General features: G+C 54.4%; 10 protein-coding genes. 3 read left to right on the top strand and 7 right to left on the bottom strand.

Going from position 1 to position 12,027, the window contains the following annotated elements; all coding sequences use genetic code 11:
• Positions 1–2: 2 nt before the first annotated feature.
• From phnE to USG84_RS19645, 5 genes are all read right to left on the bottom strand, one after another.
• The gene (gene phnE, locus USG84_RS19665) at positions 3–782 is read right to left on the bottom strand and encodes a phosphonate ABC transporter, permease protein PhnE (RefSeq protein ID WP_061099517.1); all 780 of its coding nucleotides are present in this window, start codon (positions 780–782) and stop codon (positions 3–5) included.
• A 113-nt stretch (positions 783–895) separates the two neighbouring features.
• On the bottom strand, positions 896–1,912 hold the full coding sequence (gene phnD / locus USG84_RS19660; protein WP_320738432.1) for a phosphonate ABC transporter substrate-binding protein: 1,017 nt from the start codon (positions 1,910–1,912) through the stop codon (positions 896–898).
• A 23-nt stretch (positions 1,913–1,935) separates the two neighbouring features.
• Positions 1,936–2,724: a phosphonate ABC transporter ATP-binding protein gene (phnC, locus tag USG84_RS19655; RefSeq protein WP_061099515.1), complete on the bottom strand. Its 789-nt coding sequence runs from the start codon at positions 2,722–2,724 to the stop codon at positions 1,936–1,938.
• A 136-nt stretch (positions 2,725–2,860) separates the two neighbouring features.
• Complete coding sequence (yjdN, locus tag USG84_RS19650) at positions 2,861–3,298, bottom strand: VOC family metalloprotein YjdN (protein WP_116343881.1); 438 nt, start codon at positions 3,296–3,298, stop codon at positions 2,861–2,863.
• Between the two features lie 80 nt (positions 3,299–3,378).
• Positions 3,379–3,714, bottom strand: a complete 336-nt coding sequence (locus tag USG84_RS19645) for a zinc ribbon domain-containing protein YjdM (protein ID WP_047366881.1) — start codon at positions 3,712–3,714, stop codon at positions 3,379–3,381.
• Positions 3,715–4,308: 594 nt separating this feature from the next.
• Here USG84_RS19645 and crfC point away from each other — a divergent pair.
• Together crfC and USG84_RS19635 are read left to right on the top strand one after the other, a co-directional pair.
• On the top strand, positions 4,309–6,663 hold the full coding sequence (crfC, locus tag USG84_RS19640) for a clamp-binding protein CrfC (RefSeq protein ID WP_151412721.1): 2,355 nt from the start codon (positions 4,309–4,311) through the stop codon (positions 6,661–6,663).
• Positions 6,660–7,535 carry a diguanylate cyclase regulator RdcB family protein gene (locus USG84_RS19635; RefSeq protein ID WP_151412722.1) on the top strand — a complete coding sequence of 292 codons (876 nt, stop codon included), beginning with the start codon at positions 6,660–6,662 and terminating at the stop codon, positions 7,533–7,535. Before crfC ends, USG84_RS19635 begins: the two co-directional genes overlap by 4 nt.
• A 57-nt stretch (positions 7,536–7,592) precedes the next feature.
• Here the strand turns inward: USG84_RS19635 and kdgT are convergent, their stop codons facing one another.
• Positions 7,593–8,585: a 2-keto-3-deoxygluconate transporter gene (gene kdgT / locus USG84_RS19630; protein WP_061099511.1), complete on the bottom strand. Its 993-nt coding sequence runs from the start codon at positions 8,583–8,585 to the stop codon at positions 7,593–7,595.
• A 652-nt stretch (positions 8,586–9,237) separates the two neighbouring features.
• On the opposite strand from kdgT, the gene proP reads away from it, so the two are divergent.
• Positions 9,238–10,740 carry a glycine betaine/L-proline transporter ProP gene (proP, locus tag USG84_RS19625; protein WP_061099509.1) on the top strand — a complete coding sequence of 501 codons (1,503 nt, stop codon included), beginning with the start codon at positions 9,238–9,240 and terminating at the stop codon, positions 10,738–10,740.
• 32 nt (positions 10,741–10,772) lie between these two features.
• Here the strand turns inward: proP and USG84_RS19620 are convergent, their stop codons facing one another.
• The gene (locus USG84_RS19620; protein ID WP_151412723.1) at positions 10,773–11,726 is read right to left on the bottom strand and encodes a nickel/cobalt transporter; all 954 of its coding nucleotides are present in this window, start codon (positions 11,724–11,726) and stop codon (positions 10,773–10,775) included.
• Positions 11,727–12,027: the final 301 nt, after the last annotated feature.

Genomic DNA, 12,027 nt, shown 5'->3' with positions numbered 1-12,027 from the left:
TCTCAGATGAAGTGCTTACGCAAACGTTGAGAGAGGAAATCCAGCAGGCTGACGGTGACGATGATGAGCACCATCAGGGCGCAGGTTTGCTGGAACTGGAAACCGCGAATCGCTTCCCACAGGGTGACGCCAATCCCGCCTGCGCCCACCATGCCGACCACGGTGGCGGAGCGGACGTTGGACTCAAAGCGGTACAGGGAGTAGGAGATGAGCAGCGGCATCACCTGCGGCAGTACGCCGTAGAGGATCTCTTCGATTTTGTTGGCGCCCGTTGCGCGGATGCCTTCCACCGGGCCGGGCTCGATGGCTTCGACCGCTTCGGATAGCAGCTTGGAGAGCACGCCGGTGGTGTGGATGAACAGCGCCATCACGCCCGCGAACGGACCCAGGCCGACGGCCACCACGAACAGCATGGCGAACACCATTTCGTTGATGGCGCGGCAGGCGTCCATCAGGCGACGCATCGGCTGGTAAACCCACCACGGCACGATGTTTTCGGCGCTCATCAGGCCAAACGGAATGGAGAGAACGACGGCAAGGGCGGTGCCCCAGACGGCGATTTGCAGGGTAATGGCCATTTCGCTGAGGTAATCCGGCCACTGGCTGAAATCCGGCGGGAAGAAGTCGGCGGCGAAGGTGGCCATGTTGCCGGAATCTTTGAAGAGCAGCAGCGGATCCATTTCTGCGCCTTTCCAGGAGATAACCAGCACCGCGAGCAGGATGGCCCAGCTTATGAGCGAGAACCAGCTGCGCTTTGGCGGCGGGAGGGTGATGGTTTGCATGTTGACTCCTTTGGGTTTAGTCCCCTCACCCTAACCCTCTCCCCAAAGGGGAGAGGGAACGATTACACCCTCTCCCCTTTGGGGAGAGGGCTGGGGTGAGGGGTAGAAAGGCACTATTGCACCGCTTTATTCACGCTGGTCATCGCGCCGAGCGCGGCGGTCAGGCGGTCGAGGTCTTCCAGCTGCGCCTGGATTTCAGACACTTTGCTGGTCTTCTCCTCATCCTTGAGCCCTTTGTTGTCCTTCACGGCCTGCATCTGCTTGAACAGCGCCAGCTGGCGAATCGGGACCAGCTGCAAATCGCTGGACGCGCGGAACGGTGCCCAGCCCAGACGTTCCAGAACCTCTTTCTCTTCCGGCGTTTTGCCGTAGTTCATAAAGAAGTCATAGACCTTGTCCTTGGTGCTTTCGGAGAGGTTTTTGCGCCAGACGATCGGGTCGCCGGGGATCAGCGGTGACTTCCAGATAACCTTCAGTTCTTTCAGCTTGTCCGGCGCTGATGTCTTCAGCTTGTCGAGGTTTTCGGTGTTGTTGGTGGCAACGTCCACCTGCTTGTTCGCCACGGCCAGCGCGTTGGTTTCGTGCCCGGCGTTCACCGTGCGCTTGAAGTCGCTGGCGGAGATGTTGTTTTTCGCGAAGACGTAGTAGCCGGGAACGAGGAAGCCGGAGGTGGAGTTCGGATCGCCGTTACCAAAAGTCAGCTCTTTGCGTTTGGCGATCATGTCGTTGAGGGTGTTGATCGGGCTGTCTTTGTTGACGATCAGCACGCTCCAGTAGCCCGGGGAGCCATCTGCCGCAACGGTCTGGGCAAAGACCTGGCCGTTGGCGCGGTCTACCGCTTCCATCGCGGAAAGGTTACCGTACCAGGCGATGTCCACTTTGTTGAAGCGCATCCCCTGAATGATGCCCGCGTAGTCCGGGGCGAAGAAGGCGTTCACTTTGATCCCCAGTTTGGTTTCCATATCTTTCAGGAACGGTTCCCACTGCGGCTTCATGTTCTGCTGTGATTCCGTCGAAATAATGCCGAAATTCAGCGCTTTTTCCTGCTCCTCCGCATGCGCCGGGCTTAGCAGGGTGCTGATGCTGAACATGCTGGTAAAGGCCAGCGCGGCAACGGCTTTGTAGTTCATTTCCATTCCTCGTTATGGGGACGTTATGCAGCCTGCGCGCGTTCTTCGACGCGGTTTACGCTGCGGTAGAGATGATCAAAACGTTCGTTATCAAACTGGTGGCTTGCGCCATCGAAGAACACATGCCCCTGACGCAGGGCGACGATGCGCTCGCAGTAGCGCAGGGCGTAATCCACCTGATGCAGCGTGACCACCACGGTAATGCCGTCGTTCTGGTTGATGTCGCGCAGGGTTTCCATCACGATGCGCGCCGATTCCGGGTCCAGTGAGGCGATGGGCTCGTCGGCCAGAATGATTTGCGCTTTCTGCATCAGCGCGCGGGCGATGGCGACGCGCTGCTGTTGTCCACCGGACAGGGTGGAGACGCGCTGGTGGGCGAAGTGCGCCATGCCGACGCGGGTCAGCGCCTGTAGGGCTTCCTGCTTCTGGGATGGGGAGAACCAGCGCAGGCAGGTGCGCCAGAACGGGGTGCTGCCGAGCGCGCCAATCAGCACGTTCTCCAGCACCGTCAGGCGGTTCACCAGGTTGAACTGCTGGAAGATGTAGCCCGTCCGGGCGCGGCTTTTTCGGATATCGCTCGCCAGACGCCCCGCGCGCTGCACGGTGTTGCCCAGCAACTCGACGTGGCTTTCCGGCGTTTTATCGCAGGTAATGAGGCCGCTTAAGTGGCGTAAAAGGGTGGATTTCCCCGAGCCAGACGGCCCGAGAAGCGCCACCATTTCGCCCTGCTGGACGGTCAGATCAACGGCATGCAGCGCCTTGTTATGATTGAAGGTCTTGCTCAGTTTTTCGACGCGGATGACGGTTTGCATGTGCTGGGCCTCACGATAAATGTGGCCTCATGCTGGCGCATCAATATGACATTTGGGTTAAGTGCAGGTTGCGGGAGTTTGAAGAGTTGAGGGGAGTTTGATGACAGGCGGAGGCAGACCGCCCACCGCCCGAAAATTAGTGCTGCTGCTTAACGACGTTTATCATCCACGGCACGCCGTATTTGTCGGTGACCTTACCGAAGCCGTGCGCCCAGAAGGTTTCCTGCCAGGCCATTTCGATATTGCCGCCGTCGGCAAGGTTGTCGAACCAGCGTTTGCCTTCCGACACATCCTGCGTGTCGAGCACCAGCGTGAAGCCCGCGTACTGCGCGCTGCTGCCCGGTGGCAGCCCGTCGCTCATCATGATATCGCTGCCCGCAATGCGAACGTTGGAGTGAGCGATAGCCGAATCCGGAAACTGCATGCCGGACGGACAGCCTTCTTCGCTGTTATCGCTTTTTGGCATTTCGCCGAAGGTGATTTTATAGAGGAGTTCTGCGCCGACGGCCTGCTGATAGAAGGCCGTAGCCTCTGCACAGTTGCCGGCGAAAGAGATGTAGGGACTTAACGGCATAATCTTTACCTCACGTAAGAAAAGCCCGTTAAGTGTAGTTCCCGAAAGCCCGGTAAGCGAAGCGCCACCGGGCGGGTAAATCAGTTCTTTTTCACGAACTCGGATTTCAGCTTCATCGGACCGAAGCCGTCAATTTTGCAGTCGATATTATGATCGCCTTCCACCAGACGGATATTCTTCACTTTGGTGCCGATCTTGAGCATAGAAGAGCTGCCTTTCACCTTCAGATCTTTCACCACGGTGACGCTGTCGCCATCCGCCAGCAGATTGCCGTTCGCATCTTTAACGATCAGCGCATCAGCGTCCTGCGCCGGCTCGGCATCATTCCATTCGTGTGCGCATTCCGGGCAGATGAACATGCCATTATCTTCGTAGGTGTATTCAGAATTGCATTTTGGGCAGTGTGGGAGTTGCATATCGGTATCCTCAAAAAGTGTTAACGCGCTGGAAAGTGCCAGCTAAATGACGGCAGGGTGCCTAAAAAGGCGGCAAGTATAACGCAAATCCACACTTTTGTCGGTGCTATTGTGAATTTAAAAAACGCAGAAAATGTGTTGTGAGTGACACTTACTGTCAGTCAACTAAGCGATGCTAACGTCATTAACACGGTGGAAAGAGAAGTCGCTAAATATATCGAATATTTTATTGCGGCAAATTGCTACGCACCTTCATTTCGGATAAGGTGAAGCAACACATTGTTATTTATCTTCGATCTTTACTGCCATACATTTCTTATGGCGGCGGCCTATCCCTCTCTTTTTAGGTGGGTAAATAATGATGATATATCCTGAAGCTTCTTAAAATGGGCCAGGCTTTTTATCTTTTGGCTTTCAGGCCTTGAGGAAAGCTTTACACGCCATGCAGGGATAGCCATTTATTTCTGATTATCTTCAATCAGTTATATTTCGGTGAACATGTTTTCCACACGTGATCATATAAGCCTGAACATCATAATTAATACAAGTGGCTTAATAAAAGTAATAAATTTGCGTTAAGGAAAGGCTTTTATCATGCACACACAGACCATTTTTGAATTAAGCCAGGAAGCTGAACGTTTGTTACAGCTCGCCCTGCAAAATCTTGATACCCTGAAATCAATGCCGACAGCGATGCTGGAGAACACGACGGCCGCTATTACGGGTGAAAAGAACAACGTGCTGCCTTTGCATTTTAGTGCGCGAGGCGTCGAAGCACAGCAGGCAACGCTGAATAATGAATTACGCAAAATAACACGTCTGGAAATGGTTCTGGCTATCGTTGGCACGATGAAAGCGGGGAAATCGACCACCATTAATGCCATTGTGGGTACCGAAGTGTTGCCGAACCGCAACCGCCCAATGACGGCGCTTCCCACGCTGATTCGTCATACGCCAGGCCAGAAAGAGCCGGTGCTCCACTTCTCGCACGTCTCTCCTATTGATGATTTGATTCACCTGCTGCAGAAAAAGCTTGGCGATTACGATCGCGGCAAGCTGGCCCTGCATCTGGAAATCGATAAGGACATGAATACGCTGCTTGAACGCATTGAGAAAGGCGAGGCCTTTGAAAAGCATTATCTGGGTGCGCAGCCAATATTTCATTGCCTGAAAAGTCTCAATGACCTGGTGAGGCTCTCCCAGGCGCTGGGCGTGGCGTTTCCGTTCTCCGAATACGCGGCTATCGAACATATTCCGGTGATTGAAGTGGAGTTCGTGCATCTTGCGGGTCTCGATGCTCACCTTGGTCAGCTGACGCTGCTCGATACCCCCGGCCCCAATGAGGCCGGACAACCGCATCTGCAAAAAATGCTTAGCGAACAATTAGCCCGCGCGTCGGCGGTGCTGGCGGTGATGGATTATACCCAGCTTAAATCTATTTCTGATGAAGAGGTCCGTCAGGCTATTTCGGTTGCCGGGAAATCAGTGCCTCTGTATGCGCTGGTGAATAAATTCGACCAGAAGGATCGCAATAGCGACGATGAAGAGCAGGTCAGGGCGATGATCTCCGGTATCTTAATGAAAGGCAATATTTCGCCTGGCCAGATCTACCCTGTTTCCTCTATGTGGGCGTATCTGGCAAACCGCGCCCGCTACGAGATGAATGCCCGCGGACGCCTGCCGGATCATCAGGAGCAACCCTGGGTGCAGGATTTTGCCGAAGCCGCCCTCGGACGCCGCTGGCGTACGGCGGACCTGGACGATATAGACCATATCCGTCACGCAGCCGATTTGCTCTGGGAAGATTCGCTGTTTGAACAGCCGATACGCAAGCTGATTTACGCCGCCTATGCCAATGCCTCGCTATTCGCGCTGCGCTCGGCCTCGCATAAGCTGCTCAACTACGCGCAAAATGCCCGGGAGTATCTCGACTTCCGCTATCAGGGGCTGACGGTGGCCTTTGAGGCGCTGGAAATGAACATCGCGCGTCTTGAAGAGGATATGGTGCTGCTGCAGACGCGCCAGAGCGCGGTGAGCGATGAGGTGAAACATGAAGTTGAGCAGGCGCTGAACGCGACCGCGGACTTTATGGAGGCCGAAAAAACGGCGCTTCATCAGGCAGTGGGCCAGGTGTTCAGCACTCAAAATATTCTTGATCTGGCAGGCATTGAGCGGCTGAATCGCCGCAGTGATGAACCGCAAGAGCGGGAACCGCTGGTTCTGGATGATGAAGGTCAGGCGCAGATCGTCCTGAGTAAAATTCGCTCCTCCTGTGAACTTATCATGCTGGATGCGCAGGCAAAAATCGCCCGGGAGCTGGCGTTACGCTTCGATCAGCTGGAATCTACGCTGGCGCGCTCGCTGAATGAAGCTATGCGCCCTATTGAAACGCGTATTAAAGAGCACCTGAGCCATGCCGGCTTCCGGGCGCGGATCAGCTTCCCGGCTTTTCAGGCTAACCAGCTTAACTTCAATACGCGGGCACTGTTTAACGATGCCATTGCGCAGGATAACCGCCCTGCAGGTCAGCCTTCCTCCGGGAGCAGTATGCGTGAAACCGTTTCGCGTTGGCTCAATAATCCGGGCTGGGGCTGGGATGATTATGTGGTCACGCGCACGCGCTATGTAATCGACATTGCGCAGCTGCATGACAAATTTAAGCAACATATTGATCAGTTTTGTGAACAAATACGTAAAGCTTTGTCCGCGCAGGTCGATGTCTCTGTTACGGCCGGAATGGCGACGTTCTTTGCAGAATTTTCGTTATGCCTGACCGGGTTACAGGAAAGCTTGCGTGATAGCCTCTCAGTGCGTCAACAAAATGAGCATTCAACCCGAGCGCTCAGCCAGCTGTTGAAGCAAAGCATTACGACTGCGACGTGGATACAGGAAGATACCCGACTGTTACGCGATGACATTCAAACTCTATTCGCAGCAGAGCAACCATGACAACACAGCTACTGGACGGTCCCGGGCGGACGCTGGAGTGTATTCATCCCAAGTTTATGGTCGATCTTGTGCAGGGCGTGGACGCGGCGCGCCATCCCCATCTGGGGCCGCAGCAGCTGCAGTTTCGTGAACGTTTGACTCAGGAGATCATGACGCATACCCGGCTGCGGCCTTGGGCGATGGCGGGAATGCTTAATGAGAACGCGGCCCTGCGCCTGGGGCTGGCGGAAAAGCTTGCAGGCATGCTGGATCCGGGCCATCTCGCGCTGACGCTGATGGCCGATAAGCTGATTGCACTGCGCCAGCCGGCTCACCTGCGCGCTCAGCCATCTCCCGGCCTGCTTGAACAGTATGCGGAGCTCTCTTCTCATTTTACCCAACGTGCCGCCTATAAAGAAAAGGCGCTGACCCAGCGCGGACTGACGGTACAGGCTGGCGAGCACAGTGAACAAATTTTCACCCGCTGGCGAGCCGGTCACTATGATGGCTGGTCGTTAGCCGGGCGCTGCTTCATTGTTCTGGAAGAGCTGCGCTGGGGAGCGTTTGGCGATGCATGTCGTCTGGCGAACAACGATGTGTCGGCAATGCTCAAGGATAATTTACGCAGCATGGCCGCCAACTACCTCGCGCAGGGCATCAATGCGTCCCCCACGACGCGCCATTTTTATCATCAATGGCTGACCACACCTGCTTCGGCGGGTTTAATCGATCATAAAGACATGCTGGGCTGGCTGGGCGACTGGTGTCAGGCGGATCTACACCCGGTGAGCTGGTCAGTGACGCAAAACTGGCAGACCGTCGCGCTGGGGATGCCGAGGCTGTGTTCGGCAAAACGGCTGGTGGATGCGATGGTGGAAGAGATTTTTGGTTGAATCCCCCCACCCTGACCCTCTCCCCATAGGGGAGAGAGGATAGACTGGTGCGGTGTGTTAATGATGAAGTTCTACAGCTTCCCGTTCTAATTCCTGCTTGGGTGCATTTCCGTAGCGTTTTGCGTACAGCGCCGTGATGATGGGCACCAGAATCGCGGTGACAATCACGCTGGCGGCAACCAGTGCCGTCGCGGAAGCGGCCACCGGTTCGAAGGCCGGGTTAATCTGGGCGATAATTACCGGGTTTGCGACGGCAGCGCCTGCGGCTGAAGAGGCGGCGACGCCTGCCGTGCCGTTTCCTCCGCCGATGACGCGGTCGGCAATAATCAGCGGAATACCGGTGATGATGATAACCGCGACACCCAGCACAATCCCCAGCAGTCCCGTATCAAGAATCACGTTCAGGTTGATGGTGTTGCCCAGCGCAAAGCCAAAGAATGGGATCAGCACCGGCGTGGCTTTGCTGAAGAAATCACGCAGGTCGTGATCCAGATTCCCCAGGGCAAAACCGATCAGGAACGGCAGGATCGCCCCGACAAAGTGATGCGGTTCAAAAGAGGCAAGGCCAGCGGACCCCAGGATCAGCATCGTCATGAGCGGGCCGGACTCCAGAGACATCAAAACAAATGCGCCTGACTCCTCTTTCGTTCCGTACTGGTTCATCAGGCTGGCATACAGCCCGCCGTTGGTCATATCCATCGCCGAGACAATCGCCAGGACGGATAGCCCGGCGAAGAAACCGGTCTGAATTCCATTTTCCGGAATGAACATCGCGCATATCATTGCGACAACCCAGGCAACCGCTATTTTGGTTATCACCAGCGTTCCGGATTTGCGTAATACGGTACCCGTAGCGCGTAAATTTATCGATGCGCCGATACAAAAGAACCAGACGGCCAGGATGGGAACGGTACCTGTAATCATCCCCTTTGTGAAACCACCAAAATAAGCCCCGGTATCTGGCGCTAATGTATTCAGAATGGCACCGAGTACCAGCGGCACCAGCATCATACCCCCCGGTATGCGTTCTATCGTGGCTTTAATCTTCATATACAACCCTCACAATTTTTACCACTCGCGGTGAGCGGCAGGTGTAAATAAAAAATCAATAAATTCAATTCGATGAAGGGTTTTTTGATGGTTTGTATTTGATAACCCCGCAACTCAATTTCAGCAAGCGCTCTCGTTTTCTCTTGTCAGAAAGCACTCGGCGCTGTGTTTCGGGAATTATCATGCGATCACTGGAATAATGATTCAATGAAAATAAAACGATGTTTTAGTTATCTGCATCACATATTGAATGTAAACTTTACGACGCGTTCTGGCAGGCTTAGATTTATGTAAATCCCTTGTAAAAAAATGGCTTTTTATTCCGTGATTAAAAAGAAAAAGCTTTTGACTGAAATCTTCATCCGGGGACGGCTTGAGGAAGGTCTTATTTGCGGAAGTTGACAAATACTGTCTTCACTTTACGCAGCATAAATATATATGTGAAGTTGATCACAAATATAAACGCTGGTAGGGTAAAAAGGTCATTAACTGCCCAGACAGGCGTCAACAGGTTCGGTTGTATCGACGGAAAACGTCAATGTAAGTAAACCTGCTACGCTTGAATAAGGCGATTCGCATGGAGCGGATCCCATGGTTCACAGCACGTAAACAGGACTGTGAAACAGACAGGGCCGAGTCAACGAGGATAGCTATGCTGAGAAGGAAAAAAGTTAAACCCATCACGCTGCGCGACGTCACCATTATTGATGACGCAAAACTGCGTAAAGCCATTACCGCAGCCTCGCTTGGTAATGCGATGGAATGGTTCGATTTTGGTGTCTATGGCTTTGTCGCCTACGCGTTAGGTAAAGTGTTCTTCCCCGGGGCTGACCCCAGCCTGCAGATGATTGCCGCACTGGGTACGTTCTCCGTTCCCTTCCTCATTCGCCCGCTGGGTGGTCTGTTCTTCGGTATGCTCGGTGACAAATACGGTCGCCAGAAAATACTCGCTATCACCATTGTCATTATGTCGATCAGTACGTTCTGTATCGGCCTAATTCCGTCCTATGCCACGATCGGCATCTGGGCACCTATTCTGCTGTTGCTCTGTAAGATGGCGCAGGGCTTCTCCGTCGGGGGTGAGTATACCGGGGCGTCGATCTTCGTCGCGGAGTATTCCCCTGACCGTAAGCGCGGCTTCATGGGCAGCTGGCTGGACTTCGGTTCGATTGCCGGGTTTGTGATGGGCGCAGGCGTCGTGGTCCTGATTTCAACCGTGGTCGGTGAGGAGAACTTCCTCGACTGGGGCTGGCGTATCCCGTTCTTTATCGCGCTTCCGCTGGGTATCATCGGTCTTTACCTGCGTCACGCGCTGGAAGAGACGCCTGCGTTCCAGCAGCACGTTGAGAAACTGGAGCAGGGCGACCGCGAAGGGCTGCAGGATGGTCCAAAAGTCTCCTTTAAAGAGATCGCGACGAAGCACTGGCGCAGCCTGCTGACCTGTATTGGTCTGGTGATTTCCACTAACGTCACTTATTACATGCTGCTGACCTACATGCCGAGCTATCTGTCGCATAACCTGCACTACTCGGAAGATCACGGCGTGCTGATTATTATCGCCATCATGGTGGGTATGCTGTTTGTGCAGCCAATGATGGGGCTGCTTAGCGACCGCTTTGGCCGTCGACCGTTTATCATCCTTGGGAGCGTGGCGCTGTTTGCGCTGGCGATCCCGGCCTTTATTCTGATCAACAGTAACGTGCTGGGTCTGATTTTCGCGGGTCTGCTGATGCTGGCGGTGATCCTGAACTGCTTTATCGGGGTGATGGCGTCTACATTACCTGCGATGTTCCCGACGCACATTCGTTATAGTGCGCTGGCGGCGGCGTTCAATATCTCCGTTCTGATTGCCGGCCTGACGCCTACGCTTGCCGCCTCTCTGGTGGAAAGCACGCAGAACCTGATGATGCCAGCCTACTATCTGATGGTTATCGCGGTAGTCGGTCTGGCGACCGGCCTGACCATGAAGGAGACGGCGAACCGTCCTCTGAAAGGGGCGACGCCTGCGGCATCCGATATTCAGGAAGCGAAAGAGATCCTGCGCGAGCACTACGATAACGTTGAGCAGAAGATTGAGGATATCGACGCAGAGATTGAAGAGCTGCAGAAGAAACGCTCCCGTCTTGTTGATCAACATCCACGGATTAACGAGTAATAAAAAACCCGCCAACGGCGGGTTTTCTTTTATTAGCATCCGGCGGCGATGTAGTCGCCGTTGGCGCTAATGGGGATGACCGTCAGGAACAGGACGGTCGCGAACAGGATCAGGACGATCCCGCCTGCAATTTTAACGGCCGGCACCAGCCACCTGAACGAGCTATTTCCCCCGAACCATGCCACCGTGCGTTCACGGGCATAACGAACCGCCAGTGATAGCCCCATAATAGAGAGTGCCGTTCCTAAAGACATGGTCATAACGGCCGCCATTCCCCAGGTGACAATGCCCAGCGCGTTCGAAAACATCAGAATCATGATCGCACCGCTGCACGGGCGTGCGCCAATCGCCAGAATGACGCCCAGACGCGTTTTCCAGTCTCCTTGTGTCAGATCTGCGCCCACGCCGTGATGACCACAGCCGCAGCGTTCATCATGCTGATGAAGGGGCTTAATAGCTGAGATCGACATTCGCTGCGAACGCAGGCTCTTCAGCGCCTGGTAAATGATGAAAGCACCAAACGCGCCAATCAGCACGGCGCTTATCTTCTCAACGTACCAGCGGCTGGTACTGATATCCCCAGAGGCGAGGTTAAACCCCACCGCCAGTATAAAGACGAAGAGAATGGCGCTGACGCCCTGCATCAGGCTGCCAATGAAGGGGACCACCCGGGCGGCCAGCTCACTCTCCTTATTGGTGGTCAGATAGGTCGTCATTATGAATTTCCCGTGACCCGGCCCGATGGCGTGAAGGACGCCATAGAAGAAAGCGCCTGTTAAGAGCCATAATCCGCCGCTGTACTGGTGGTTATTAAGCTGCAGCAGATACATCACCAGATAACGGTGCAGGGTAATTTGTGTGGCAAGACACCACTGGATAAAGGTGTTCCAGTGCGTATGCAGGGTAAATCCCGCGAAGAGGATTGCCAGCAACATTAACCCGGCTCCAGGGAGGTGCCAGTCGCGGCGCAGGCGTTGTGTATTCATGAGGGGCTCTGCGGAGAAGAATATTTGCCGCTAGTATAGATGATCTTCCGTTTCAGTTCGCAGGATCGCACCGGGATCCCGATGAGATTGTGGATAAGTCTGTGCGTAAAAAGGTATAAGACGGGGTTTTGCTGTGGAATGCAGCAGTCAGTCATTTTTCTGTCATTTAGCGGTTGCGGCCTGCGGAGAACTCCCTATAATGCGCCTCCATCGACACGGCGGATGTGAATCACTTCACAGTTAACCCGGTCGGTTGAAGAGAAAAAATCCTGAAATAACGGGTTGACTCTGAAAGAGGAAA

The organism is Enterobacter sp. 168J2 (assembly GCF_034107265.1).
GTDB lineage: Bacteria > Pseudomonadota > Gammaproteobacteria > Enterobacterales > Enterobacteriaceae > Enterobacter > Enterobacter nematophilus.
The sequence above is the reverse complement of the archived record's forward strand: the minus strand, read 5'-3'. Positions and strand labels throughout refer to the sequence as shown.

What these genes read in the sequence shown, in the direction of transcription:
- phnE (WP_061099517.1), bottom strand. Translation starts at nt 782, where the DNA reads ATGCAAACCATCACCCTCCCGCCGCCAAAGCGCAGCTGGTTCTCGCTC.
- phnD (WP_320738432.1), bottom strand. Translation starts at nt 1,912, where the DNA reads ATGAACTACAAAGCCGTTGCCGCGCTGGCCTTTACCAGCATGTTCAGC.
- phnC (WP_061099515.1), bottom strand. Translation starts at nt 2,724, where the DNA reads ATGCAAACCGTCATCCGCGTCGAAAAACTGAGCAAGACCTTCAATCAT.
- yjdN (WP_116343881.1), bottom strand. Translation starts at nt 3,298, where the DNA reads ATGCCGTTAAGTCCCTACATCTCTTTCGCCGGCAACTGTGCAGAGGCT.
- USG84_RS19645 (WP_047366881.1), bottom strand. Translation starts at nt 3,714, where the DNA reads ATGCAACTCCCACACTGCCCAAAATGCAATTCTGAATACACCTACGAA.
- crfC (WP_151412721.1), top strand. Translation starts at nt 4,309, where the DNA reads ATGCACACACAGACCATTTTTGAATTAAGCCAGGAAGCTGAACGTTTG.
- USG84_RS19635 (WP_151412722.1), top strand. Translation starts at nt 6,660, where the DNA reads ATGACAACACAGCTACTGGACGGTCCCGGGCGGACGCTGGAGTGTATT.
- kdgT (WP_061099511.1), bottom strand. Translation starts at nt 8,585, where the DNA reads ATGAAGATTAAAGCCACGATAGAACGCATACCGGGGGGTATGATGCTG.
- proP (WP_061099509.1), top strand. Translation starts at nt 9,238, where the DNA reads ATGCTGAGAAGGAAAAAAGTTAAACCCATCACGCTGCGCGACGTCACC.
- USG84_RS19620 (WP_151412723.1), bottom strand. Translation starts at nt 11,726, where the DNA reads ATGAATACACAACGCCTGCGCCGCGACTGGCACCTCCCTGGAGCCGGG.